Raw genomic sequence first — 26,361 nt, 5'->3', positions numbered from 1 at the left:
ACGGTGTTTTCTCAGTTGATCCTCGGCATTAAGCTTTCCAAAGTGAAAAACATGAAGAGCTGTTTTTCATTTGGAAAGAGACTTAATGCTCGAATCAGGACACTGAGAAAACAACCTCTGATCAAACGGTGTTCATGAACCAACTCCTTCGGCATTAATTCAAAATTTCGCAAAATATGAGGAGCTATTTTACGAAATTCTTCTTTAATGCTCGGAGCTGAACGGTTCAATCACGATCTCTATAAACGGTGTTCATGAACCAACTCCTTCGGCATTAACTCAAAATTTCGCAAAATATGAGGAGCTATTTTACGAAATTTTTCTTTAATGCTCGGAGCTGAACGGTTCATTCACAACCTCTACTTCACTTCTATTTTCTTTCTCATCTCTTTTCCTGGTTCAGTTTTTGGCAGGTCAAGTTGCAAGACTCCATCATTGAATGACGCACTGATTTTATCTTCGTTGACATTTTTGATCGTGAATTGTCGTTGGTAGGAACTTGTTGAACGTTCACGTCTTAAATAACGTCCGTTTTCATCTTTTGTCTCATCTGTTTTTTCATGTTTAGCGGAGATAAGAAGAATATCTCGGTCATATTCCACGTGGATCTCTTCTTTTTTGAAACCAGGAAGATCTGCTTTGACTTCATAGCGGTCATCGAATTCTTTGATATCGACATTCAATTGACTATCTTGCCAGAAATTGTTGATCAAACGTCCGAATAATTCTTCGCCACTTGCATCTTTTGGAACTAAATTAGCCATCTTTAAAACTTCCTTTCATTTGGTTTTTGCAACTATAGTATAAAGGCTTCAAGAAAAAGTACAAAAGAAAACGCTTTTTATTTTTACGTAGGCTAACCAGCAAAAAATAACCATTTATCAAGCACTGACTATACTTTTATTTTTCTGTATGATAGAATACTTGGGACTTTAGACTAAGCGAATGGGTGAGAGGATGGAAATTATTGAAAAAGCGCCGGCTAAAATCAATCTAGGATTAGACGTTTTGCACAGACGGCCTGATGGGTATCATGAGTTGGAGATGGTCATGTCGAGTGTGGATTTGTCTGATCATGTAGTGATTGAAGAATTATCGGTTAATAAAATCATTGTTGAAACAAATAAAGCTTTTTTACCAGTCGATCAGCGGAACAATGTATATCAAGCAGCACTTCTTATGAAACAAAAATTTGATATCCAAAAAGGGTTGAAGATCTCTGTTCGAAAAAATATCCCTGTTGCCGCTGGATTAGGCGGCGGAAGCACTGATTGCGCAGCAGCTTTGCGTGGAATCAATCGTTTGTGGAATTTGGGCTGCTCATTAGAAGAATTAGCTGAGATCGGTCTGGAAGTTGGGACAGATGTACCTTATTGCGTATACGGCAACACAGCATTTATTGGCGGAAAAGGGGAAAAAGTCAGACCTCTGTCAGCAATGCCGCAATGTTGGGTCGTTATAGTCAAACCGCGGATGAGTGTTTCTACCAGAACAGTATTTAAAGAAGTCGATGCACAGAATCTGCATCATCCGGATATCGCTAGTCTAGTAAATGCAATTGAAGAAAATGATTATCAAAACATGGTTAAACACATGGGAAACAGTTTAGAAGATGTGACAGGAAAGAGACATCCTGTGATCCATCAAATCAAAGAGCGGATGCTTAAATATGGTGCGGATGCTGCGTTGATGAGCGGAAGCGGACCGACTGTTTTTGCTTTATGCCAGCAACGTTCAAGAGCACAGCGTGTATATAATGCTTTGAAAGGTTTCTGCGAAGAAGTGTATCTTGTACGGACATTAAAATAATAGTTTTGAATAAAATGATCAGCCGAAAAAAGTTTGTTTTATTTTTCTGCTGGTTATTTTCTTTTGGATAAAAACGCTTTATATCAGTCTTTATATGAAGGTATCTTCATTTATTTTACGATTTGAAAAGAAATTTCGCCTGTAAATCAGAAATTTTGTCTTTTCTATTGACGGTATTTTTTTATTTTGATACATTAATTCACGTTGATAAATCGGAAATTTACGATTTATACAAAGTGGAGGAAATGAAGGGAGAAATGGCATGAAAAAATATCTTTTAGGAATGACAGTATTATTAGGCGGAATGCTATTAGCAGCTTGCGGAAATGGCAGCCAGAGTCAAAATCAGACAGTTTCTGGTTCAGAGACAGAAGACGCAGGTAAAGATAAAATCGAAGTAGTCGCAACATTTTATCCAATGTATGAATTTACGAAGGAAGTTGTTGGAGACGAAGGTAATGTAGAATTATTGATCCCAGCAGGTACAGAACCTCATGATTTCGAACCAAGCGCACAGCAAATCGCTAAAATCGCAGATGCAGACGCATTCGTGTATAATAGTTCAGATATGGAAATCTTTATTGATGATTTGAAAAATGCTATCGATACAGATAAAGTACAAATGATTGAAGCTGCAAAAGGTATCACACGCTTAGAAGGTACCGACTGTGATCATGATCACGACCATGACCACGATGAAGACCACTCACACGATCACAGCCACGAATATGATCCCCATGTTTGGTTGAGTCCTGTATTAGCAATGAAAGAAGTCCAAACGATTGCCGATGAACTAAGCGAAAAATACCCAGATAAAAAAGAGATCTTTACCAAAAATGCTGACGCATATATCGCACAATTAAAAGAATTAGATCAAAAATTTACTGACGGACTAAAAGATGCAGAAAATCGCACATTTGTTACACAACACGCGGCATTTGCTTATCTTGCAAATGAATATGATTTGACACAAGAATCGATTTCCGGCATTTCTCCAGATCAGGAACCTTCACCAAGCCGTTTGGCAGAATTGAAAAAATTTGTAGAAAAAAACAATACGAAAGTGATTTACTTTGAAGAAAATGCTTCTTCAAAAGTAGCAGAAACACTAGCCAAAGAAACTGGTGTTGAGCTAAAAGTTTTGAATCCATTAGAAAGTTTGACTTCTGAACAAATGGAAGCCGGCGAGACATACATTACGATCATGGAACAGAATTTAGAAGCATTAAAAGCAAGTATCAACTAAGGGAGGCAGCAACATGCGTTATATCAAAGTATCCGATCTAACGTTTTATTATGACGAAGAACCCGTTTTAGAAGATGTTTCCTATCATGTGGATTCAGGGGAATTTGTCATTTTAACAGGCGAGAACGGAGCGGCTAAGTCTACTTTGATCAAAGCAACATTAGGTTTATTGAAACCGACCAAAGGAAAAGTCGAGATCGCAACAAAAAATCAAGCAGGTGAAAAAATCAGTATCGGCTATATCCCCCAGCAAGTAGCTTCCTTCAATGCGGGATTTCCCAGCACAGTTTTAGAATTAGTAAGATCAGGAAGATATCCAAGAGGAAAATGGTTCAAGAAATTAACCAATAAAGACCACGAACATGTCAAACGGGCTTTAGAAGCTGTCGGCATGTGGGATATGAGAAATCGCCGGATCGGAGAATTATCCGGCGGTCAAAAGCAACGAATCAGCTTAGCGCGGATTTTTGCGACAGATCCTGATTTATTTATTCTAGATGAACCAACGACTGGGATGGACGAAGAATCCAGAAATGAATTTTATCGTTTGCTGCAGCACAGCGCCCACGAACATGGAAAAGCAATCTTGATGATCACTCACGACCATGAAGATATCAAACAGTATGCGGATAGACAGATTCGCTTGGTACGGAAGGAGGATTCTCAATGGCGCTGCTTTCATATGAATTCATGAGAAGAGCTTTCTTAGCGGCAATCTTTATCGCAGGTATTGCACCAATGCTGGGTGTCTTTCTGGTGATCCGAAGACAATCATTGATGGCCGATACACTTTCTCATGTATCTTTAGCGGGGGTTGCTTTAGGTTTCTTCCTGAACTTGAACCCAACGATGACAACGATGCTGATCGTTGTTTTAGCGGCAATCTTATTAGAATATCTGCGTACGATCTATCGGACGTATTCAGAGATTTCGATTGCGATTTTGATGGCTGGCGGTTTAGCACTGGCACTTGTGTTGATGAATCTAAGCGGAGGAAATTCCTCTACAAGTATCCAGTCTTATTTATTTGGGTCGATCGTCACTATCACTTGGCCGCAAGTTTACTTTTTAGGTGCCTTGTTCGTAGTGATCGGATTATTGTTCTTTTTATTCAAGAGACCAATGTATGTTTTGACTTTTGACGAAGACACAGCGCATGTTGACGGATTACCAATTCGTTTGATGTCGATGTTTTTCAATATCATTACCGGCGTAGCGATTGCAGTGATGATCCCGATTGCTGGTGCATTATTGATTTCGGCAATCATGGTTCTGCCTGCTGCAATTGGTATGCGTCTAGGAAAAGGATTTAATGTGGTGATTTTTATCAGTGTTCTGGTTGGATTTATCGGAATGCTTTCTGGGTTAAGCAGTTCTTTTTATTTGGATACACCGCCTGGAGCAACAATTACATTGATCTTTATTCTTTTGTTCCTAGTCGTGAATATTTTCAAAAAAATCGTTGTGAGCGTCAAACGAGGACAGCAGAAGAAAAGATAACGCAGCTGCAAAAACAAACAATAAGAATTTTTTAAAGGAAAGTACAGAATAATCGCTGAAATAACCGATTATTCTGCCCTTTTCTTTTTTCTTTTTTAATAAATGCCGAACTATTTTCTTCTTTTTTCATAAAATGCTCGAATTTATGGAAAAAAACTTATATAATGTAAAACGATAAAATTTCTAAAAGGGAGCTGAAATGTGTGAAAGTGCGTCGTAGTGAACGACTTGTTGACATGACACAGTTTTTATTAGATCATCCACATGAATTGATTTCATTGACAAGTTTTGCCAAACGCTATGAATCCGCAAAGTCTTCGATCAGCGAAGATTTGGCGATCATAAAGAAAACATTTAAAGAACGAGGTTATGGAAGCCTAGATACGATTCCAGGGGCTGCTGGAGGTGTGTTGTTTACACCGGAGATCTCTTATGAAGAAGCAAAAAAATATATCGAGTCATTGGCAGAACGCTTGTCAGAACAAGACCGTTTGCTGCCAGGAGGATATGTTTATCTTTCTGATTTATTAGGAGAACCAGAATTACTGCGCCAAGTAGGAAAAATCATTGCTTCCAAATATTTAGGACAAAAAATCGATGCAGTCATGACTGTAGCAACAAAAGGTGTTCCTATTGCACAAGCAGTTTCTTATTACTTGAATGTCCCATTCGTAATCGTACGCCGCGATTCTAAAATCACAGAAGGATCAACAGTCAGCGTCAATTATGTTTCTGGGTCATCTGAAAGAATCGAAAAAATGGAATTATCAAAAAGAAGTTTGAAACGAGGATCTCGTGTTCTTGTTGTCGATGATTTCATGAAAGGCGGAGGAACCGTCAACGGAATGAAGAGCATGATCGAAGAGTTTGAATCAGAACTTGTCGGTATTACTGTTTTTGCAGAATCAAAATTCAACGGGCATCGAGCAATCGATGATTATACATCACTTCTATATGTCAAAGATGTGGATACACAAACAAAAAATATTACAGTTGTTCCAGGTAATTATTTTGCTGAGACAAACGAAAAAGAATAATCTGCTGAAAAAATAAAACGCACTTCAAATTTACGGGCTAGAGGTAAACTGTCTGAAAAGTCAAACCTCGCCTGTTTTTTTGTGGAAATTTCGTTAATTGGTACAAGTTGAAAATTACGGTCGAGTAGGCTAAACTGAAACAAGGAAAAGAATGAAGGAGTGGACCAAGTGGAACGTTACGCAATTATTTTAGCGGCAGGAAAAGGGACTCGCATGAAGTCTAAATTATATAAAGTATTGCATCCAGTAGCTGGCAAGCCGATGGTAGAACACATCATCAATCGAGTGGGCGAAACAAACCCAGATGAAATCATCACGATCGTAGGTCATGGTGCTGAAAAAGTCAAAGAGCAATTAGGCGAACGCAGCCAATACGCTTTGCAAGCAGAACAACTAGGCACGGGGCATGCAGTCATGCAAGCTGAGTCATTTTTAAAAGGTAAAAAAGGAACGACGCTTGTCATCAGCGGGGATACACCGCTGCTTACAACAGAAACCTTGAATAATTTGTTTGAATATCATCAAGGAAAAAATGCGAGTGCAACTATCCTGACAGCACATGCAGAAAATCCAACTGGTTACGGCCGAATCATTCGCGATCATATCGGGATCGTTGAAAAAATCGTCGAACAAAAAGATACGACACAAGAAGAAGCACGTGTTCAAGAAATCAATACAGGTACTTACTGTTTTGACAATGAAGCTCTTTTTGAAGCGTTGAACAAAATTGGTACAGATAACGCACAAGGTGAATATTATTTGACAGACATCATCGAAATCTTGAAAGATCAAGGGGCGACGATCTCTGCTTACCAAACAGAAGACTTCGAAGAATCAATGGGTGTCAATGACCGTATCGCGTTAGCAAAAGCCAATGAATTGATGCGCGACCGAATCAATCATATGCACATGGTCAATGGTGTCAGCTTTGTTGACCCAAAAACAACTTATATCGATGCTGGTGTAATTATCGGTTCAGATACAGTAATCGAAGCAGGCGTGCAGATCCAAGGAAATACGACAATCGGTTCTGATTGTCTGATTGGCGCACATTCACGTATCGTCGACAGCACGATTGAAGATCAAGTAGTCGTGACAAATTCTGTGATTGAAGAAAGCAGCGTGAAAAAAGGAGCAGATGTCGGCCCGTACGCACATTTGCGTCCAAAAGCAGAAATCGGTGAAGGTGTTCATATCGGCAACTTTGTCGAAGTGAAAAATGCGAAAATCGGTGAAAACACAAAAGTTGGTCATTTGACATATGTCGGCGATGCAACTTTAGGGAAAGAAATCAATGTCGGCTGCGGTGTCGTCTTTGTCAATTATGATGGAAAACAAAAACATTCTTCCGTTATCGGCGACCACAGCTTTATCGGTTCAAATGCGAATATCATCGCGCCAGTCAATGTAGCGCCAAACAGCTCTATTGCAGCAGGTTCAACGATTACAAACGATGTGCCGGAATACGCTTTAGCCATTGCTCGTGCAAGACAAGAGAACAAAGAAGGTTACGCAAAAAAACTCCCTTATCTTAATTAGTGGCTTATAGGGCTTGATTTATTTGTGAAAAATGACTACTATTTACTAGAAAGAATTTCTAGAGTTGTGAAAAAGAAAGTGGAGGTCTCCATGTCAAAACATTACTTTGATCCAAGGTTAAAAATTTTCGCGTTGAATTCAAATCGTCCATTAGCTGAAAAAATCGCTGAAGCTGTTGGGGTTGAATTAGGGAAATCATCTGTTACCCAGTTTAGCGACGGCGAAATCCAAGTAAATATCGAAGAAAGTATTCGCGGTTCCCATGTCTACATTATCCAATCAACAAGCAGCCCAGTAAATGATAATTTAATGGAATTGCTGATCATGATCGACGCCTTGAAACGTGCAAGTGCGAAAACGATCAATGTAGTTATGCCTTACTACGGATATGCTCGTCAAGATCGGAAAGCACGCGCTAGAGAACCAATCACAGCGAAATTAGTAGCAAACATGATCCAAAAAGCTGGTGCTACTAGAATGCTGACATTGGACTTGCATGCTGTCCAAATCCAAGGTTTCTTTGATATCCCAGTTGACCATTTGATGGGTGCACCATTGATTGCCAACTATTTCTTGGAAAGAAATATCCAAGGTGACGATGTAGTCGTAGTTTCTCCTGACCACGGTGGTGTGACACGTGCCCGTAAATTAGCGGAATTCTTGAAAGCACCGATTGCGATCATCGACAAACGCCGTCCAAAAGCAAACGTGGCGGAAGTGATGAATATCATTGGACAAGTCAAAGGGAAAACATGTGTCTTGATTGATGACATGATCGATACAGCAGGTACGATCACTCTTGCTGCGAATGCATTGAAAGAAGCTGGAGCAACAAGTGTCTATGCCTCATGTACACACCCAGTCTTATCAGGCCCAGCATTACAAAGAATTGCTGATTCAGCGATTGAACGTCTAGTTGTTACCGATTCTATCTACTTGCCAGAAGACCGCAAAATTGATAAGATCGATGAAGTCAGCGTAGGCGGCTTGATGGGGGATGCAATCAAACGTATCCACGAAAACAAACCAGTTAGTCCTTTATTCGAAACAAAGAAATAATCTTTTTTCGATAAAGAAAAACAAAAAATAAAAAACAAGAATATAATCACAAAGGGGAGTCCGTCTGGGCTGAGATTGAAGTGATTCTAAACCCTTCGAACCTGTTTCGATCATACGAGCGTAGGAATTGTGAATTAGGATAAATGTGTGAGCAAATTGGATGAAGACCGTCCATTTTCCATACACTCTTTCAGTAAAACAGCCAGGCAGAAGCTTATCTGTGCTGATTTGAGACCTAAAATGAAAGCTGGGCGTGTCAATGCCCGTTCATACCACAAAGCAAACAGGACTGTGATGTTATCTTATTCACAGTCCTGTTTTTTTAGTGGAAAACTTTATTGAAGCATCGTGATGTCAACAAACCTCTCTTTTGTGACAGTATTCCAAGGAGGAACTTTTCATGCAAAAAAATAAAATCTGGATCGAAGGAACAATCGTCGCTGCTTTAGCACTTATTCTCTCTTTGATCCCGCTTCAAATCGGCAGCAGTTTTTCTATTTCTTTAGGTCAGATTCCATTGACATTATTCGCTTTGAGAAGAGGCTGGAAAGCAGGCGTGTTTTCTGGGTTGATTTGGGGACTTCTTCATTTTCCAACAGGGCAAGTTTACTTTTTGAGTGTGATCCAAGTGTTGATTGAGTATCCAATTGCTTTTGCTTTTGGCGGACTGGCTGGTTTTTCGGCTGAAAAAGTCCAACGAGCTATTTTGTCAGGAAAAGAAAAAACAGCAGCGTTCAATATTATCATCGGTACATTTATTGGTGTTTTGGCTCGTTATTTCTGGCACTTTATCGCCGGTGTCGTTTTCTGGGGAAGTTTTGCGTTATGGGGAATGAATCCATGGATCTTCTCATTAGTAATGAACGGTGCAAGCGGATTAGCAACAGGTGTCGTAACAATCATTGCGTTATTGATCATTTATCGCACGATCCCCTCATTATTTGTTCCAGATGGAAAAAAGAGCTTAGGCTAGAATAAACAAAACCAGTCAGAATCATTTTCTGACTGGTTTTTTAGATTTTATTGAAACTGTAAGCAAAGTCTTCTGCATCACTGACCAATCGCCAGCTTTTATTACCAGAATGATAAATCAATGTACCAATGATTTGTTCTTCTTGATAACGGATGCCTTTTAATTTCCAGATATAATCTTCAATCACATAGATCGGGATATGATATTCGTCATTGTCTAATCCGCTTTGAGCGAAAGAAAAAATCACACCTTCTTGCATCATGTTGCGCATATCCTTCAATAGTTCGCTGTCGATTTTTTCAACAGGGATACTTTTTTGGAAGAATGATTTCTTTTCATTTATTTTTTTCTCTAAGATCAAACTTAATTTATCCGCTAAGATGCGGTAAAACTCATCCAAATAGCGGTAGTAGATCCGATTCAACTGATCATTCAAGTCAAAATAAACGAAATTATTCTGTAATTTATAAAAAAACGGCGAATGCAGATGTGTTTTCATATGTCCGAAATAAAGCAGCTCAGAGATTTCCAAGGGGGACAATTCTTTCAGCATCGTCAAATCAGTAAAATCGATCCATTTTAAATCATCTCCGCTGCGTCGGCTTTTTATCGACTGGAAAAACTGTTTTACTTGGTCGCCGCCTCGGATCACTTTCAGTCCAGTATGAGGTTCATATTCTCCAGCAGCTGCTGCCGGATCAAGTAAGAGCAGATTTTTAGGGTGATGAACGATACTGCGGGAGAAATCAGCAGCAGTTAAGCCTTTAGTCAAAACGGCGTTGCTTGTTGTATCAATATGTACGTAAACTGACTCAGTCATCATGATCCTCCTCGCTTAATTATCGACTTCTTCATTTTACAACATTTATTTGAAAATTGCTTGTTTCTTTTACTTTAAAATTCGGTTACAGTGGTTGTGAAAAACCGATACCAGAACATTTGAAAAAGAATCATTCTTTAAATTTAATTCTCATTTTTCTGCTGTTTCAAGCGGTTTTCAGGAAAAATAAGAAAAAACATATATTTCTTTTTTGGGAAAAATGTACGTGAAAAAATTATTTAATGAATTTTGACATTTATATACATTTGTTATCTTATGTTTATTATACGATAACTCTGGAACAATAGGTATACCAATTCTGTAAAGCAAATGTTTTTTTAAGTTTTTTCTAAAGGCTTATGGTATATTTGTTGAAAAAGAAATACCTTGTTCTTTGATAAAGACGAACTTTAGCGAGGGGTCGAGAATGAAGAGTCAAAAAGTCTATTGGTCTGAACGTCCATTATTGTACAAATCATTACGAAGATCGAAACAAGTCCTGCCTTTTTTCAAAAGCAATCAAGAAAGCCGAGATAACTTTTGGCGCGAAGCCAAAAAACAGCGGGCGTGGTCTATTTCAACAGGGAAAAAACATATTTATCTGACTATTGAATTGACGGAAAAAACAGTGGTTATCACGAATTTATTGTTTGATGGAACTTTTTCAAAGAGTCATTCGTTTTTTTCGCTGCTGGAAAGTTTTTCCCGTTATTTTTTAAAAGAGTCGATCTGTTTTCGCTTTGCAGATGAAACGCTGTTACCTTTAGGATGGCTTTCGCTTTTTTCAGAAAAAGGATACAAGGGCGAAAATTCATTCACGAAAAAACTGACTTACCGCACAGCGCTGGTATTAGGTGGCGGCGGCGCTCATGGTGCTTATCAAATCGGCGTTTGGAAAGCATTGAAAGAGTCAAATATCCCTATCAAAATAATAACAGGAACCTCTGTGGGAGCCATCAACGGTGCATTGATTTTACAAGAGGATATCGGGTTAGCTGAAAAAATCTGGTCAAAGTTGTCAACGACACAAGTACTTTCGCTGCCGGAAATACCTGCCGCTGCCGATCCGCAAGCGAGAATACAGCTTTTTTACGATGTACAGCACTTGGCAAAAAATGCGCTTAAGAATCAAGGAATCGCTACGACACCTTTGGAAAATCTCATCAGAAGCATGCTGGACCCTAAAAAAATCAAAGATCATTCGGCACCAGAATTTTTGACCATCTCGACTCGTTTGCCTGACTTTAGCGAAGTGGTGACAGATATCAAAAAGCAAGATCCAGAAAAAATCCCTGATTGGCTGCTGGCTTCCGCGTCTTTTTATCCTGCGATGGCCTACAAAGTCATTGACGGTGTGCGTTACGTTGATGGCGGCTATCGGAACAATATCCCAGTTGATATAGTGATTCAAAAAGGCGCAACAGAAGCTTTTATTGTCGATGTCCAAGGACCTGGAATCAGCAAAAAAATAACGATGCCGCAGGAATTTATTTATTGGGATTGCGGCTCGCATTGGACATTAGGTACCTTTTTGATTTTCGATGAACAAAGAAACCAAGCCAACTTGGAATTAGGTTATTTAGAGGCAAAGAAAATGCTCAATCAATTGGAAGGGAATTGGTATAGCTTCCATTCTGTAAAAAGAGCTGAACAAATCTGGAAACGTTTTGTTTTCTTTGTAGAAGAAAAAACTGGACTAGGACTTTCTTTTTTCAAAAAAATAAATTTTTTAGAGAAATTACGTACTATATATAAAGACAGGGTTGTCTTTGAAACTTGCGGATTGGCTTTGCTGGAATTATCTGCTAAAAATGCACGGATCATGCCGAATAAAATCTATGAGCCAGACGAACTGATCTCATTGATTTGCCGTTATGAAAGCCATACAATAAAAGCAGAACAGCCAATGTTCTCTAAAATAAGTGCGGAAGAGTGGCGGGAAATCCGACGTCAGCAACGTACAGCGGCAACGCGGAAAGAACAAATAAAGCAACTGATGCACGAATTGAAGCATAATAAGAAAAAAGAGATCCAGCAGCGATTGGAAAAACAGCCAGTCGAAACGATGCTAGGATTATACTTATGTTATATTAAGGGGGAAATGGAATGGCACAAGAATTTTCATACGAAATCGTAGAAGAAATCGCAATTTTATCGGAAAACAACAAAGGGTGGCGAAAAGAACTGAATCTTATCAGTTGGAATGGCCGTCCGCCGAAATTTGATCTTCGAGACTGGGCACCAGACCATGAAAAAATGGGAAAAGGGATCACGTTGTCCAACGAAGAATTTGAAAACTTGCAGAAAACACTAAAAGAAATGTAAAAACTATGTGTTCTTTACTTGGCTTTCAGTAGTCGTGAGGCAAATGCAGCAAATTTTTAGATTACTTGTACTTGAAATAACAGGTAGTAACTGAATCTATCAAGTAGAGGAACAAATGGTTTCTGAGAAAGGACCCTGTCGAATGAAAAGTATGACTGGTTTTGGCAAAGCCATCCGCGAAACAAATGACTATCAATTAGATATCGAGATCAAAAGTGTAAACCAGCGCTTTTTGGATATCCAGCTGCGCAGTCCAAGAATCTTGAATCCATTTGAACTGGAATTGCGTCAATTAGTGAAACAAACAGTGAACCGAGGGCGAGTAGAAGTGTTCGTCAATCTGACCAAAATCGGCGGTACACAAAAACAAGCAGTGATCGATTGGGACTTGTTGGATTCTCTAGCCATCCAATTGAAAGAAGGCATTCAAGAACGCTACGGCGCAGACTCTGATTTTTCTATTGGCCGTTTAGTCGAACGGCTAGCAGTCAAAGAAGAATTCATCATGATCCAAGAAACCGAACAAGAAGCTGACTTAGAAAACCTAGCTAGAGAAACAATCTTGGAAGCTTTGCGTCAGTTGGACCAAAGCCGCCAAACAGAAGGCCAAGCATTAGCCGAAGTTTTACGCAGCTGTCAAAAGCAGTTTACGCAATTATTAGATAAATTAAAAACATTTGTTGCAGTCTATGAAAAAGATTTTCAACAAAAATTCCAGAAAAAACTAATGGATTTCCTAGGCGAAGAAGCTGACCAAGACCGTTTATTGACAGAATTGGCGATTTTATTAGAACGCGGAGACATCCACGAAGAAATCGACCGTTTGACGATCCATTTAGAAAAACTGGACGAACTGCTTCATACAGATGCTCCTGTTGGTCGAGAATTAGACTTTCTGATTCAAGAAATGAACCGGGAAGTCAATACGATCGGATCAAAATCAGGAGCCATTGAAATAAAAAATCAAGTCGTCCAATTCAAAACGATTTTAGAAAAAATCCGAGAACAAATCCAAAATATCGAATAGCATAGAATCATAAACTAAAAAAGCCGGGGAATATCCGGTGCAAAAAAGGAGCAGAAAAAATGAAATACTACGATATTACTTTTCACGAGCTTAGCGGAAAAAGCGTCATCAAAAGAAACGTCCCTTCAGAAAATCCCGGGTTTGAGGCATGGCAAGATGCTTGTGCCTATTATGATGAAAAAGAGATTGCTTTACTGATCAATGATGGTACTTATGTCACAATGAATCGCCAATATATCGTTCGCATCGATGCAGAAGAAGTAGAGGATCCAACTGAAAAAGCATTGACCAGAAAAGATGAAATTGCTGGTGTGATCAATACACTTTCAAATATGGGCTTTTAATCAAATGAACGAATACATGCGGCGTTTCGCGCTTTTAGCGAGGTAGCTTTTTTGTGAAAATCTGTCTATAATAAAGAAACCCTTGAAAGTTGCAGAAAAAAAGTGCAAAATAAACGTTAAGTAAAAAAGACTAGTTGAAAGGACGTCGTCATGTCAGAGCGAGGATTATTAATCGTGTTATCAGGTCCGTCTGGTGTAGGAAAAGGCACGGTACGAAAAGCAATTTTTGAGAGTGAAGATAATGATTTCCACTATTCGATCTCAATGACCACCCGCAAAATGCGCGAGGGGGAAGTGGAAGGTGTGGATTATTATTTCCGCACAAAAGAAGAATTTGAGGCTATGATCGAGGCTGGAGAAATGCTGGAATATGCAGAATATGTCGGAAATTATTATGGAACACCTTTATCTTATGTCAACAAAACATTGGATGAAGGAAAAGACGTGTTCTTAGAAATTGAAGTCCAAGGTGCAAAGCAAGTAAAAGACAAGGTACCGGATGGTGTGTTTATTTTCTTGACGCCGCCTGATTTGGCAGAATTAAAATCACGTATCGTCGGACGCGGAACAGACGCCGAAGAAGTTATCGAAGAGCGTATGAGAGTAGCCAGAGAAGAAATCGAAATGATGGCTCTTTATGACTATGCAGTGGTGAATGATGAAGTACCGCTAGCAGTAGACAGAATCAAAAATATCATCGCAAGCGAACACTTTCGAGTGGATCGTGTGATCGGAAAATATATCAAAATGTTAAAGGAGATGTAGTCTTATGATGTTAAAACCTTCTATTGACTCATTGTTAGACCGTGTAAATTCAAAATATTCTTTAGTGATTTTAGCAAGCAAACGTGCGCATGAATTAGACGCAGGTTCACAAGCAACGATCGATTCTTTCGATTCAGTGAAAAGTGTTGGACAAGCACTAGAAGAAATCGAAGCAGGAAATGTGGTCAATGATCCGCATCCTGAATTAAAACGCGAGCGTCTGAAAATGGAAGAAGAAGAACGCAAAGCACAAAAAGAACGTGAACAGCAAGAATTAGAAAAACGTATCCGCGACGAACAAAACCTGTAAACTTTGGGAACAACAGTTATTGACTTGTTATTTTTGGAGGATTTGCTGTTATTTCAAAAAACGGATGAATATAAGTGAAGGGCTAGGTCGAAAGTCAATGTGATTTTTGTCCCAGCCCATTTCCTTTTTTTAACGAGCGTTAATTTTTCGTTAGGATTTTCTTGATGATAAGACAAAACTGCTTTTTTTTAGTAAAATGCCAAGGGATGTTTATTATCTTTTTTTACAAATAACAAAAGGGGGATATCATGAATCTAGTTGCAGAAATCATCGTGGATGTACCAACGATGCAAACAGATCAGCCGTTTACCTATCTTGTGCCGAAGCATCTGGCCGGGTTCATTCAACCTGGTATGCGTGTGGAAGTGCCGTTTGGTAAAGGAAACAGACATGTTCAAGGATTTGTCATGGACGTCTTCACGAGCGAGTCAGTGAACCACGAGTTGAAAGAAGTGATTCATGTTCTTGATCTTGCCCCTGTATTAAATAAAGAATTGATGACTTTAGCAGACTACATGAAAAAAATCACTTTTGCTTTCAAGATCACTTGTCTGCAGACGATGCTGCCAAGTGTCATGAAGGCTGCTTATGAAAAGAATATTTATCCTGTGAAAAACACTCCTGAGATTCAAGATTTTTTTCAAGGAAAAGAAAGTATCTCTTGGAAAGAAGCAGAGGAAACAGGTGTACTGTCGACCTTGATGAAATGGCGCCAAGAAAAATCAGTGGACGTTCGTTATGAGGTACATACGAAAAACAAAGTCAAAACTATCCGAATGGTGTCTTCTAATTTGACCAAGGAGACATTTGAGACGGAATGGGATAAGCTGCGGAAAAACGCAGTAAAACAACAAGAATTACTTACTTTTTTATTAACGATGGAAAATGCTGTACCTGCATCTGTTTTTAGTGAAAAAGGAATCAGCAGCCACTTATTGAAGCAAGGCGAAGAAAAAGGCTGGCTGACAATCAGCGAGGTTGAAAGTTATCGTGATCCGTATAAACATCGGACATTTGAGCAGACGACTGCGCTGGAATTGAATAAGGAACAGCAGCAGGCAGCAGACGAAATCATTGCGGCATTTCGCCAAGAGCAGGAAAAAGTTTTTCTTTTGGAAGGAATCACCGGCAGCGGAAAGACAGAAGTGTATCTCCAAACGATTGCAGATGTTCTGGATGCTGGAAAAACAGCAATCATGCTTGTACCGGAAATCGCATTGACACCACAAATGGTCGAACGGTTCAAAGGCCGGTTTGGCGAAGCAGTTGCTGTGCTTCACAGTGGGTTGTCTCAAGGCGAAAAGTATGACGAATGGCGGAAAATCGAGCGGAATGAAGCCCAAGTCGTTGTGGGGGCACGTTCGGCTATTTTTGCTCCTTTGGAAAATATCGGACTGATCATCATTGATGAAGAGCATGAATCAAGTTATAAACAAGATGAAACACCTCGCTACCATGCACGAGATTTAGCGATTTGGCGCGGGAAGTATCATCATTGTCCTGTCGTTTTGGGAAGCGCAACTCCTTCATTGGAATCACGCGCCAGAGCACAAAAAGGCTTGTATCGTTTGCTGAAATTGACACAGCGTGCAAAAACGAGCGCACAGCTTCCCGTAATAGAAGTGGTCGATATGCGTGAAGAAGCACGCAATAAAAATCTTTCTTCTTTTTCTTTGGCATTGCAAGAAAAAATCCGTCAGCGAATCGAAAACAAAGAACAGACGGTGCTGCTTTTGAATCGACGCGGCTATTCGTCTTTTGTGATGTGTCGAGATTGCGGCTATGTACTGCCTTGTCCAAATTGCGATATTTCTTTGACCTTGCATATGGATACGAAGTCGATGAGATGTCATTATTGCGGACATGAAGAACCAATTCCGCATCGCTGTCCAAATTGCGGAGAAAATAAAATCCGCTATTACGGCACAGGTACGCAAAAAGTAGAAGAAGAATTGCAAGGTTTATATCCAGATGCTCGTATTTTGCGAATGGATGTCGATACGACGCGCAAAAAAGGCGCTCATGAAAAAATCTTGCAGAAATTTGGCAATAAAGAAGCAGATATCCTTTTAGGCACACAAATGATTGCCAAAGGGTTGGATTTCCCTGATGTCACATTAGTGGGTGTATTGAATGCAGATACCGCATTGAACCTGCCTGATTTCCGTTCCAGTGAACACACTTTCCAATTGCTGACCCAAGTTTCCGGCAGAGCAGGCAGAGCTGAAAAAGCGGGAGAAGTCATCATCCAAACTTTCAATCCTGAGCATTATGCGATCCAGCTGGCAGAAAAGCAGGACTTCGAAGCTTTTTATCAGCAAGAGATGCATATGCGGCATCGCAGCGGTTATCCGCCATATTATTATACGGTCAAAATCACTGCTAGTCATACCGAAGAACAAGCGGCAGCAAAAAAAATCTTCCAGATTGCTTCTTTGCTGAAACAACATCTAAGTCCGCAAAGTCTGCTTCTCGGACCAACACCCAGCACGATCTTGAGAGTCAAAAACCGATATTATTATCAATTGATCATCAAGTATAAAAAAGAACAGTATCTTGATAAATTATTAGAGAAAATTTTGCAAGACAGCCAAGCAGAGCAGCGGCAAGGCTTGTTTGTAGCAATCGACAACGAACCGCTGCACTTTATTTAAGAAAGGACAACGCATGCGCTACCCTATACTGATCCACCCAGACAAAAAACTAAAACAGAAAACACAACCGATCGATGTAATCACAGATGAAACGATCACTTTGTTAGAAGACATGTATGAAACGATGGTTGCTCACGATGGCGTTGGGATCGCAGCACCGCAAATCGGCAAAAACCTAAGAATCGCAGTCGTAGAAGTTGATGAGGGAGACAAATTCGAACTCATCAATCCTGAGATCATCGAAAAAAAGGGCGAAGATATCGATGTAGAAGGTTGTTTGAGTATCCCGCATGTTTATGGAACAGTCAAAAGAGCAGAAGAAGTGACCGTTCGCTATTTTGATCGTGAAGGGGACGAGATTGAAGTCACTGCATCAGGATATTTGGCTCGTGCTTTCCAACATGAGATCGACCATTTAGAAGGCGTTTTGTTTATCGAAAAAATGATTGAACAAATCCCAGAAGAAAAACTTGAAGAATATATGGAGGAACATCAAGATGACTAAAATCGTATTTATGGGCACACCTGCTTTTTCTGTCCCAATTTTAGAAGGATTGATCGAAGCCGGTTATCAAGTCCAAGCAGTTGTTACACAGCCAGACCGTCCAGTTGGCAGAAAACGGATCATCACCCCTTCACCAGTCAAAGAAGCAGCTGTCAAACATGGAATCAAAGTTCTCCAACCAGAAAAGATCTCTGGTTCACCTGAAATGGAAGAAATCATTGCTATGCACCCAGACGTGATCATCACGGCGGCATTTGGGCAATTTTTACCAGAAAAATTATTGCAAGCACCCGTTCATGGAGCAATCAATGTCCATGCTTCTTTACTGCCAAAATACCGCGGAGGCGCACCTGTTCATTACTCAATCATTGATGGCGAAGAAAAAACAGGCGTGACGATCATGGAAATGATCAAAAAAATGGATGCTGGCGGTATCTTTGCCCAAGGAAGTATCCCAATCACTGACCAAGACGATGTGGGCACGATGTTCGAAAAATTGAGCAAACTTGGTAAAGACTTATTGTTGGATAATCTGCCAGCTATCCTTGAAGGAAAATTGGCACCAGTTCCCCAAAATGAAGAAGAAGTGACTTTTTCTCCAAATATCACCCGTGAACAAGAAGCAATCGATTGGAACAAAAATGCAAAAGCTGTTGATCAGCAAGTGCGGGGAATGAGACCTTGGCCAATTGCATTTACAACATACAACGGCAGCCGCTGGAAACTGCTAGACGTCCAACCATTGGACGAGCAAACAGAAGAACAGCCTGGCACGATTATTTTTAAAGACAAAAAAAATCTTTGGATCGCTTGCGGTGATAAAACAGTGTTAGCAATCAAAGAATTACAACCAGCTGGAAAAGGACGTCAGCTCATCCAAGAATTCTTGAATGGCAGCGGACAACAAGTACAAGTTGGCCAGAAGGTGGAATAATGAAGAAAAAAGTCCCAAGTAAATTAAAAAAATCCGTTCGTTTCATTGCTTTAGAAGCAATTGAAAGAGTAAATAAAGGCGGCGCTTATTCAAATCTTTTATTGAATGAATTGATCCAAAAAAGCGGATTAGACAAAAAAGATGCCGGCTTATTGACCGAACTTGTCTACGGTACGTTAAGCCGTCAGCAGCTGCTGGATTTTTATCTGGAGCCGTTTATCGGTCAGGCAAAAAAAGTCGACAGCTGGGTCCGCTCTTTGCTGCATTTATCTATTTATCAATGGCGTTTTTTAGATAAGATCCCTGACCATGCGATTTTGAATGAAGCAGTAGAAATTGCAAAAGCACAAGGAAATCCAGGCATTGGTAAATTTGTAAACGGCGTACTGCGCACGATTTTAAGAAAAGGCCTGCCGGATACAGCGACGATCCAAGACCCAATGGAACGTTTGGCAACAGAAATCAGTTTACCTGTTTGGCTGACAAAAAAACTCGCAAATCAAATCGGTTATGACGAAACAAAAAAACTGGGTGAATCTCTTTATACACCAAGTCATGTCAGCGGACGTGTCGACACTCGAAGAATCACACGGGAGCAAGCTATCGGAGTCCTAGCTGGGGAACATATCTCTGCAAAGGAAAGCAACGTAAGTCCTTACGGTGTAGTGGCTGAAAAAGGCCATCTAGCTGCCAGCCGTTTATTTGCAGAAGGTATGATGACAGTCCAAGATGAAAGTTCGATGCTCGTTGCTCCGGCAATGCAGATCCAGCCAAGTCATCAAGTACTAGATGCGTGTGCTGCTCCGGGCGGAAAAACGACACACATTGCCACTTTCTTAGATCCTGATGCCGGCGGAGAAGTGACGGCTTTGGATATCCATGATCATAAAGTTCGTTTGATTGAAGAAAACGCTGATCGTCTAGATGTTGGCGATCAAATCCGTACAATGAAAATGGATGCGCGAGAAGTCAGCGACCACTTTGACGAACAGCAATTTGACCGTATTTTAGTGGATGCACCGTGTTCTGGTTTAGGCTTGATGCGGCGGAAACCAGATATCCGCTATAAAAAAAATGCGCAGGATTTGACGCAGCTGCCTGAGATCCAATTAGCGATTTTGGAAAGCTGTGCGCCAACATTGAAATCATCCGGAATCCTGACATACAGCACGTGTACGATTCTGAAAGAAGAAAACGAAGATGTTGTTGCTGCTTTTTTAGAAAGACATCCTGATTTTGAGAAGGTTGATGTAAGCACCGATCCTGTGCTAAAATCTTCAATTAATGAGAAGATGCTGACGATATACCCGCATCAGTTTTATACAGACGGGTTTTTCATCTGTTGTTTGCGCAAAAAGTAATGAGGTGAAGGAATGCAGATTGAATTTCAATCAGATGTAGGAAGAAGACGCAATACGAACCAAGATTATGCGAATGTTTTTGTCAATCGTGCAGGAGTCAAGCTAGCTGTACTAGCAGATGGTATGGGCGGACATCGTGCAGGAGACGTAGCCAGTCAAATGGCAGTGACGAACTTGGGCAGCTCTTGGGAAGAACAAGAACTTTTAGATAATGAAAAAATCGCTCAGTGGTTTATCCAAATGATCCAGCAAGAGAATACAGATATTTATATGCAAGGCCAGCAAGAGCCTGAATACAGCGGCATGGGAACAACGATTGTCGCAGCGGCCCTTTTAGAAGAGCAATTTACGATTGCCCATGTAGGCGACAGCCGAGCATATTTGATCCGTGGTGGTCAGCTCAAACAGCTGACAGAAGATCATTCTCTTGTTAACGAATTGGTGAAATCTGGGGAAATCACTGAAGAAATGGCAGTCAATCATCCGCGCAAAAATATTTTGACGCGTTCAGTTGGTATGCCGGGAACAGTAGAAGTAGATGTTGCTACGCATCTTTGGCAGCCGGGAGACCAATTGCTGCTTTGTTCAGACGGCCTGACAAATATGGTATCAGAACCTGATATCGCAGCAATCGCCAGCAGCAGTCTGCTGCTTTCAGAAAAAATCGAGCGTTTGATCGATCAAGCAAATGAAGCAGGCGGAGCAGACAATATCACGGTACTTCTTATCGAAGGCAAGGAGGAGCACGCATGATAGAATTAGGCAAAAAGCTGAATGGCCGCTATCAGATCACTGGGAACATCGGCAGCGGCGGGATGGCGAATGTTTATTTAGCTCATGACTTGATTTTGGATCGTGATGTTGCTATCAAAGTACTAAGATTCGACTTTCAAAATGATCAAACAGCTATCCGTCGTTTCCAAAGAGAAGCACTGGCAGCAACAGAATTGGTTCATCCGAACATTGTAAGTGTTTATGATGTCGGCGAGGAATCGGGTATGCAATATCTCGTGATGGAATATGTTAAAGGGATGGACTTGAAGCGTTATATCCAAACACATTATCCTATCCCGTATCAAACTGTTGTTGATATCATGCAGCAAATCTTATCAGCAATTTCATTAGCCCATGCGCATCGTATCATCCATCGTGATTTGAAGCCGCAAAATATCTTGATTGATCAAGAAGGTGTGGTTAAGATCACTGACTTTGGGATTGCGATTGCATTGTCTGAAACGTCGATTACACAAACAAATTCGATGTTAGGATCTGTACATTATCTTTCACCAGAACAGGCACGGGGCAGCATGGCCACAAAACAATCAGATATCTATGCACTAGGGATCATTTTATATGAGATGCTGACAGGCAGCGTTCCTTTTGACGGCGAATCAGCAGTTACGATTGCCTTGAAACATTTTCAAGAGGACCTTCCTTCGATCACTACACTTGATCCAAATGTACCGCAGTCTTTAGAGAACATCGTTTTGCGAGCAACAGCAAAAGAACCAGCTGACCGCTATAAGACCGCAGATGAGATGAGTGATGATCTTGCGACTGCTTTATCGCCTGGCCGAAGTAATGAAGCACTTTGGATGCCGGCAGCGATGCACAATGAAACGAAAGCAATCGAGCCCATCGATGAAGAAGCACTCCATCAAACGGAAAGCATGCATGCAGAGCCAGAAGAGCTTGAAGCTGCTGATGAAACACCTGCTGAAAAGCAGCCGAAAAAGAAAAAACGTAAAACTTGGCTTTGGATACTGATTGCAGCATTAGTTGCTTTGGTAGCTGGTGCAGCTGTTTATTTTGCCGCCACTAGAAATAGTGATGTCGTGGTTCCTGATGTTTCAGGACTGACTGAATCAGAAGCTCGAACAAAATTAGAAGCCGTGAACTTGAAAGTCGCCTCGGAAACGCAAGAAATCGCTGACGAAGAAATCGAAGAAGGCAACGTAGTCAAAACTGATCCAGCCGCTACGACGACGGTCAAAGAAAACCGAGAAGTTACTCTGTATATCAGTTCCGGTTCAAAAGCCATCGAACTCAAAGACTATACAGATATGAGTTATGAAGAAGTGGAGTCAGAACTCTTGTCTCTAGGTTTTTCAGCAAGCCAGATCAAGAAAACGACTGAATTCAACAGCGGTGTCGAAGAAGGCAATATCATTTCGCAAGATCCAGGCAAAGGTTCAAAAGTCGAACCAGATTCTGATACGATCTCATTCGTCGTCAGTGACGGACCGCAAACAGTTACTTTGAGAAACTATACAGGTGAGGATTATAACGCTGTTTACAATGAATTGATTGCACAAGGTTTTACCGACAGCATGCTTTCTTTCTCTTATGTTTACGACGATAATGTCGCTTCTGGATCAATCGTCAGCCAAAGTGTTGCTGCGGGTGTAGCGATTGACCCAACCAGAACGACAGTCTCGTTTGAAGTTAGTCAAGGAAGCCAACCTAAAAAATTAAATGATATCTCTGGCTATACGAAAAGCGAAGCACAAAAATATCTTTCAGAAATCGGTGCAGATTACATGGGACATGAATCTTATGAATTCAGCGATTCTGTAGAAAAAGACAAGGTGATTCGTACAAATCCGGCAGCCGGAACAGACATTTCAAAAGGCGATGTCGTAAGTGTCGTCTATTCGAAAGGTGTAGATCCTGCGAAAGAATCGTCTTCAGAAGAAGATTCTTCCAGCTCTAGTTCTGAAGAAAAATCATCAGACACGACAACAACATCTGATAAAGCTGAATCAACAACCGCTGAGTCAGAAAATAAAGATTAAAATTTAAAAGACTTATCCAAAATGATCGATGTTTTGGATAAGTCTTTTTTTATTCTTGAGAAAGGAACAGGATTTTGTTATAGAAGCAAAACCATTAGCTGAAACTAGATTATTTTCCATGTTTCATAGAGAAAACAAGCAGTTTCTTCCTTTTTTTATGGTAAAATACAACTAAATGGAGGTGGCGCAAATCAAAGGTCAAATCAGAAAAGCACTCAGCGGTTTTTATTATGTCTATTCAGATGGGAAAACCTATCAGACACGCGGCCGCGGAAACTTTAGAAAAAGAAAAATCACTCCTTTGGTCGGTGACCAAGTCGAGTTTGACAGTGAGAACCCAACAGACGGGTATTTGCTGGATGTACTGCCTAGAAAAAACCAGCTCGTTCGTCCGCCAGTCGCTAATGTAGATATCGGTGTCGTCGTGACTAGTTTGGTAGAACCTAATTTTTCTTACAATCTGCTGGATCGTTTTTTAGTCACGCTGGAGTACGAGAAAATCAAACCAATCATTTTTTTGACAAAAACAGATTTAGATCCTCAAAACGAAAAGATCCAAGAAATCAAAGAAACCTATGAAACGATTGGCTATTCTGTGATCATTCCTGAAACACAAGGAGATGCATCAGGACTCACACCTTATTTCAAGGGTCATTTAACCGTTTTTATGGGGCAGTCTGGGGCAGGGAAGTCAACTTTGCTGAACCATATCGCTCCCGAGCTCGAGCTGGAAACAAACGCAATCTCGGATTCTCTAGGACGAGGCAAACACACGACCAGACATGTGGAATTGATTCCATTGAATGATGGGCTCGTTGCCGATACGCCAGGATTTAGTTCCATCGACTTTTTGGTTATCGAAGAAAATGAATTGTCGAAACAGTTTCCTGAATTTGTTGATGCAGCTGTGCATTGCCGATTTAGAGAATGCCGTCATGTCAAAGAACCTGACTGTGAAGTAAAACGAAGAGTCGAAAGCGGCGAGATTGCAGCCAGCCGTTACGAAAATTATCTGCAGTTCCTGCAAGAAATCGAAAAAAGAAAACCTCTTTATAACAAAAAGAAGAAGTAGGGGGAAGCAAAAAATGAAAATAGCACCTTCCATCTTGAGTGCAGACTTTGCGAATTTGCAAAGAGATATTGAATTAGTTGAAAAAGGCGGCGCTGACTATATCCATGTCGATGTCATGGACGGCCATTTTGTACCAAACATTACTTTAGGTCCAAACATCGTCCAAGCCATCCGTCCTGTAACAAAATTACCTTTGGATGTTCATTTGATGATCACAGATCCAGAAAAATACATTGCTGATTTTGCGAAAGCTGGAGCAGATATCATCATGGTACACGTTGAAGCAACAGCTCACATCCATCGTGCATTGCAAATGATTAAAGATCTTGGTGTAAAAGCAGGTGTAGTGATCAATCCAGGAACACCCGTATCCATGATCGAACATGTGCTTCCTTTAGCCGACCAAGTGTTAGTGATGACAGTGAACCCAGGATTTGGCGGTCAAAGCTTTATTGAGGAATCTCTATCAAAAATCACTCAGTTGGATCAGCTGCGACATGAAAAACAACTTAGCTATGCAATCGAAGTGGATGGCGGAATCGTTCCGGAAACAGCTAAAAAATGTAAAGAAGCCGGCGCAGATGTTTTTGTTGCAGGTTCCTATGTATATTCGGCTGCAGAGCCGTTAGTACAAATCGCTAAACTGAAAGAAGCGTTAGCCTAAATGAAGATTTTGTTAGCTGCAGGAGCGAAACCAGCGACATGGCCTCAAATCCAAACAAGCGATTATGATTATTTTATTGGGATCGATCGCGGATCACTTTATCTGCTGGAAGCGGGAGTTCCCCTTGATTTGGCGGTAGGTGATTTTGATTCACTGAACGCAGCAGAGAAGAAAATCGTTTTTTCTTCAGCGAAAGAAGTGAGCCAATCACCAGCTGAAAAAGACGATACGGATACACAGCTGGGGATGGTCTCTGCTTTTGAGCGGTTTCCTGAAGCTTCCGTCACATTGATTGGCGCAACGGGAGGAAGATTAGATCATCTATTGGCTAATTTGTGGTTAGGTTTAGAACCAAGATTCCAACCCTTTCTTTCGCAGATCACACTTCTTGATCGCCAAAACCATTTTACTTATTATCTGCCTGGAGAACACCGGATCAACAGGCAGCCAAACATGAAATACCTTGCTTATTGCTGTCTGACACCAGTAGAGTCTCTGACATTGAAAGAAAGCAAGTACACGCTGAACAGCGAAAATGTGTCCTATCCAACCTCTTATGCAAGTAATGAATTTCTCACGGAAACGGCTAGTTTTTCCTTTACCAAAGGAGTCATTGCTGTTATCCAAAGCAAAGACGAATAACCAAGTGCTCGTTTTGCTGCTGATTTGCTAAAAAAGCGTTAAGAGCAGCTGCTTAGCTTTTGTTTCAGAGGGTTTAGTGATAAAATTAATTCTACGAGTCTAATTAATCCGAGGTGTCTTTGTGAAGAAGTTCAATCCGAATAAAAATATTATTATTACGTTGATTATTGTTATCATCGCGGTGACGATTTTAAGTGTTACTGCGGCACAACGCGCAAATGAAGGGAAAACGAATTTTTTCCAATCCATCGTCAACGATAGTGTTGCAATTATTGATAAAACGATTTCTGCTCCTGCAAGATGGATCGGGAACGGCGTAAATTCTGTCCATAATCTATTTACGACCTATGCAGAAAATGAGCGGTTGAAAGAAAAAATCGACAGCTACGATGAAATCGCACAGAAAAACAAAAATTACCAAAAAGAAATCGAAGCACTGAAACAAGAGCTGAATCTGGATCAGACATTGACAAGTTATGAAAAAGTAACAGCGAACGTTATCACGCGTTCTCCTGATAACTGGCAAGATATCATGATCGTCGATAAAGGCTCTCGTGACGGAATCGAAAACAACATGGCAGTTATGTCGCAAAAAGGATTGATCGGACGAGTGATCGAAGTCAACGCAGCTTCTTCAAAAGTAGAACTATTGACTTCATCAAACGAAAGCTCCAATCATTTCCCAGTACGCGTCAGCTCAGGAAACGGCAACTCATTCGGTTTGCTGAGAAATTACGACGAAAAACTCCAAGCGTTGGTAGTGACACAATTGACAGGTGATGCAGAGATCAAAGAAGGCGATGTGGTCCAAACTTCTGGTCTAGGCGGCAACTCTCCGGCAGATCTGCCAATCGGTACAGTCATCAAAACAAAACCAGACAGCTACGGTTTAGATCGTGAAGTTTACGTGAAACCTTACGTAGAAATGCACGACCTGACAGTAGTAACAATCGTGAAGCGTCTAGTGGAGGATGAATAAT

Annotated in this window: 26 protein-coding genes and 1 riboswitch; of the genes, 24 read left to right on the top strand and 2 right to left on the bottom strand. The window is 40.6% G+C overall.

Features of this window, described 5'->3' with window-relative positions; all coding sequences use genetic code 11:
- Positions 1-359: 359 nt before the first annotated feature.
- On the bottom strand, positions 360-764 hold the full coding sequence (locus IGI64_RS11620) for an Hsp20/alpha crystallin family protein (protein WP_016624325.1): 405 nt from the start codon (positions 762-764) through the stop codon (positions 360-362).
- A gap of 193 nt (positions 765-957) precedes the next feature.
- Here IGI64_RS11620 and ispE point away from each other — a divergent pair, with 193 nt between their 5' ends.
- The 8 genes from ispE to thiT all read left to right on the top strand — a co-directional run bounded on the left by ispE (position 958) and on the right by thiT (position 9,163).
- Positions 958-1,809, top strand: coding sequence for a 4-(cytidine 5'-diphospho)-2-C-methyl-D-erythritol kinase (ispE, locus tag IGI64_RS11615; RefSeq protein ID WP_429940627.1), 852 nt, complete (start codon positions 958-960; stop codon positions 1,807-1,809).
- Positions 1,810-2,071: 262 nt separating this feature from the next.
- Complete coding sequence (locus tag IGI64_RS11610; protein WP_429940626.1) at positions 2,072-3,055, top strand: metal ABC transporter substrate-binding protein; 984 nt, start codon at positions 2,072-2,074, stop codon at positions 3,053-3,055.
- A gap of 13 nt (positions 3,056-3,068) precedes the next feature.
- Complete coding sequence (locus IGI64_RS11605; protein ID WP_016624321.1) at positions 3,069-3,749, top strand: metal ABC transporter ATP-binding protein; 681 nt, start codon at positions 3,069-3,071, stop codon at positions 3,747-3,749.
- Complete coding sequence (locus IGI64_RS11600) at positions 3,722-4,555, top strand: metal ABC transporter permease (RefSeq protein ID WP_034862205.1); 834 nt, start codon at positions 3,722-3,724, stop codon at positions 4,553-4,555. The genes IGI64_RS11605 and IGI64_RS11600 overlap by 28 nt, the downstream gene beginning before the upstream one ends.
- A gap of 203 nt (positions 4,556-4,758) precedes the next feature.
- The gene (gene purR, locus IGI64_RS11595) at positions 4,759-5,592 is read left to right on the top strand and encodes a pur operon repressor (RefSeq protein ID WP_034862202.1); all 834 of its coding nucleotides are present in this window, start codon (positions 4,759-4,761) and stop codon (positions 5,590-5,592) included.
- A 168-nt stretch (positions 5,593-5,760) separates the two neighbouring features.
- Positions 5,761-7,131 (top strand): bifunctional UDP-N-acetylglucosamine diphosphorylase/glucosamine-1-phosphate N-acetyltransferase GlmU, encoded by a 1,371-nt coding sequence (glmU, locus tag IGI64_RS11590; protein ID WP_429940625.1) that lies wholly within the window; start codon positions 5,761-5,763, stop codon positions 7,129-7,131.
- Between the two features lie 90 nt (positions 7,132-7,221).
- Entirely contained in the window at positions 7,222-8,190 is a 969-nt protein-coding gene (locus tag IGI64_RS11585; protein WP_034862199.1) for a ribose-phosphate diphosphokinase, read from the top strand.
- Positions 8,191-8,232: 42 nt separating this feature from the next.
- Positions 8,233-8,334, top strand: a riboswitch (TPP riboswitch).
- A 256-nt stretch (positions 8,335-8,590) separates the two neighbouring features.
- A complete protein-coding gene (gene thiT, locus IGI64_RS11580; RefSeq protein WP_016624316.1) occupies positions 8,591-9,163 on the top strand; it encodes an energy-coupled thiamine transporter ThiT in 573 nt (190 codons plus the stop codon).
- Positions 9,164-9,203: 40 nt separating this feature from the next.
- On the opposite strand, the gene IGI64_RS11575 is transcribed toward thiT, so the two are convergent.
- Positions 9,204-9,983 carry a hypothetical protein gene (locus IGI64_RS11575; protein WP_034862196.1) on the bottom strand — a complete coding sequence of 260 codons (780 nt, stop codon included), beginning with the start codon at positions 9,981-9,983 and terminating at the stop codon, positions 9,204-9,206.
- A 427-nt stretch (positions 9,984-10,410) separates the two neighbouring features.
- Between IGI64_RS11575 and IGI64_RS11570 the strand changes: the two genes are divergently transcribed.
- The 16 genes from IGI64_RS11570 to mreC all read left to right on the top strand — a co-directional run bounded on the left by IGI64_RS11570 (position 10,411) and on the right by mreC (position 26,360).
- A complete protein-coding gene (locus tag IGI64_RS11570) occupies positions 10,411-12,120 on the top strand; it encodes a patatin-like phospholipase family protein (protein WP_429940624.1) in 1,710 nt (569 codons plus the stop codon).
- On the top strand, positions 12,090-12,308 hold the full coding sequence (locus tag IGI64_RS11565; RefSeq protein WP_016624312.1) for a YdbC family protein: 219 nt from the start codon (positions 12,090-12,092) through the stop codon (positions 12,306-12,308). The genes IGI64_RS11570 and IGI64_RS11565 overlap by 31 nt, the downstream gene beginning before the upstream one ends.
- 142 nt (positions 12,309-12,450) lie before the next feature.
- Positions 12,451-13,335, top strand: coding sequence for a YicC/YloC family endoribonuclease (locus tag IGI64_RS11560; RefSeq protein ID WP_429940623.1), 885 nt, complete (start codon positions 12,451-12,453; stop codon positions 13,333-13,335).
- Between the two features lie 59 nt (positions 13,336-13,394).
- Complete coding sequence (locus IGI64_RS11555; protein WP_016624310.1) at positions 13,395-13,679, top strand: hypothetical protein; 285 nt, start codon at positions 13,395-13,397, stop codon at positions 13,677-13,679.
- Between the two features lie 150 nt (positions 13,680-13,829).
- The gene (gmk, locus tag IGI64_RS11550) at positions 13,830-14,444 is read left to right on the top strand and encodes a guanylate kinase (protein ID WP_016624309.1); all 615 of its coding nucleotides are present in this window, start codon (positions 13,830-13,832) and stop codon (positions 14,442-14,444) included.
- A 4-nt stretch (positions 14,445-14,448) separates the two neighbouring features.
- Entirely contained in the window at positions 14,449-14,754 is a 306-nt protein-coding gene (gene rpoZ, locus IGI64_RS11545) for a DNA-directed RNA polymerase subunit omega (RefSeq protein WP_016624308.1), read from the top strand.
- 248 nt (positions 14,755-15,002) lie between these two features.
- Complete coding sequence (gene priA, locus IGI64_RS11540; protein ID WP_429940622.1) at positions 15,003-17,408, top strand: primosomal protein N'; 2,406 nt, start codon at positions 15,003-15,005, stop codon at positions 17,406-17,408.
- 13 nt (positions 17,409-17,421) lie between these two features.
- Positions 17,422-17,913, top strand: coding sequence for a peptide deformylase (gene def / locus IGI64_RS11535; protein WP_429940621.1), 492 nt, complete (start codon positions 17,422-17,424; stop codon positions 17,911-17,913).
- Positions 17,906-18,847, top strand: coding sequence for a methionyl-tRNA formyltransferase (gene fmt, locus IGI64_RS11530; RefSeq protein ID WP_016624305.1), 942 nt, complete (start codon positions 17,906-17,908; stop codon positions 18,845-18,847). The genes def and fmt overlap by 8 nt, the downstream gene beginning before the upstream one ends.
- Positions 18,847-20,208 carry a 16S rRNA (cytosine(967)-C(5))-methyltransferase RsmB gene (gene rsmB, locus IGI64_RS11525; RefSeq protein ID WP_429940620.1) on the top strand — a complete coding sequence of 454 codons (1,362 nt, stop codon included), beginning with the start codon at positions 18,847-18,849 and terminating at the stop codon, positions 20,206-20,208. The genes fmt and rsmB overlap by 1 nt, the downstream gene beginning before the upstream one ends.
- A 12-nt stretch (positions 20,209-20,220) precedes the next feature.
- Positions 20,221-20,961 (top strand): Stp1/IreP family PP2C-type Ser/Thr phosphatase, encoded by a 741-nt coding sequence (locus IGI64_RS11520; RefSeq protein ID WP_016624303.1) that lies wholly within the window; start codon positions 20,221-20,223, stop codon positions 20,959-20,961.
- The gene (gene pknB, locus IGI64_RS11515) at positions 20,958-23,003 is read left to right on the top strand and encodes a Stk1 family PASTA domain-containing Ser/Thr kinase (protein ID WP_429940619.1); all 2,046 of its coding nucleotides are present in this window, start codon (positions 20,958-20,960) and stop codon (positions 23,001-23,003) included. The genes IGI64_RS11520 and pknB overlap by 4 nt, the downstream gene beginning before the upstream one ends.
- A gap of 181 nt (positions 23,004-23,184) precedes the next feature.
- Positions 23,185-24,075 (top strand): ribosome small subunit-dependent GTPase A, encoded by an 891-nt coding sequence (gene rsgA, locus IGI64_RS11510; RefSeq protein ID WP_429940618.1) that lies wholly within the window; start codon positions 23,185-23,187, stop codon positions 24,073-24,075.
- A gap of 13 nt (positions 24,076-24,088) precedes the next feature.
- A complete protein-coding gene (rpe, locus tag IGI64_RS11505) occupies positions 24,089-24,739 on the top strand; it encodes a ribulose-phosphate 3-epimerase (RefSeq protein ID WP_016624299.1) in 651 nt (216 codons plus the stop codon).
- A complete protein-coding gene (locus IGI64_RS11500) occupies positions 24,740-25,381 on the top strand; it encodes a thiamine diphosphokinase (protein ID WP_429940617.1) in 642 nt (213 codons plus the stop codon). It begins immediately after the preceding gene.
- A 121-nt stretch (positions 25,382-25,502) separates the two neighbouring features.
- The gene (gene mreC, locus IGI64_RS11495; RefSeq protein WP_429940616.1) at positions 25,503-26,360 is read left to right on the top strand and encodes a rod shape-determining protein MreC; all 858 of its coding nucleotides are present in this window, start codon (positions 25,503-25,505) and stop codon (positions 26,358-26,360) included.
- The last annotated feature ends 1 nt before the right edge of the window (position 26,361 follow it).

The organism is Enterococcus sp. DIV0210g, assembly GCF_050559705.1.
In the GTDB taxonomy this organism is placed as follows: domain Bacteria; phylum Bacillota; class Bacilli; order Lactobacillales; family Enterococcaceae; genus Enterococcus_B; species Enterococcus_B faecalis_A.
The sequence above is the reverse complement of the archived record's forward strand: the minus strand, read 5'-3'. Positions and strand labels throughout refer to the sequence as shown.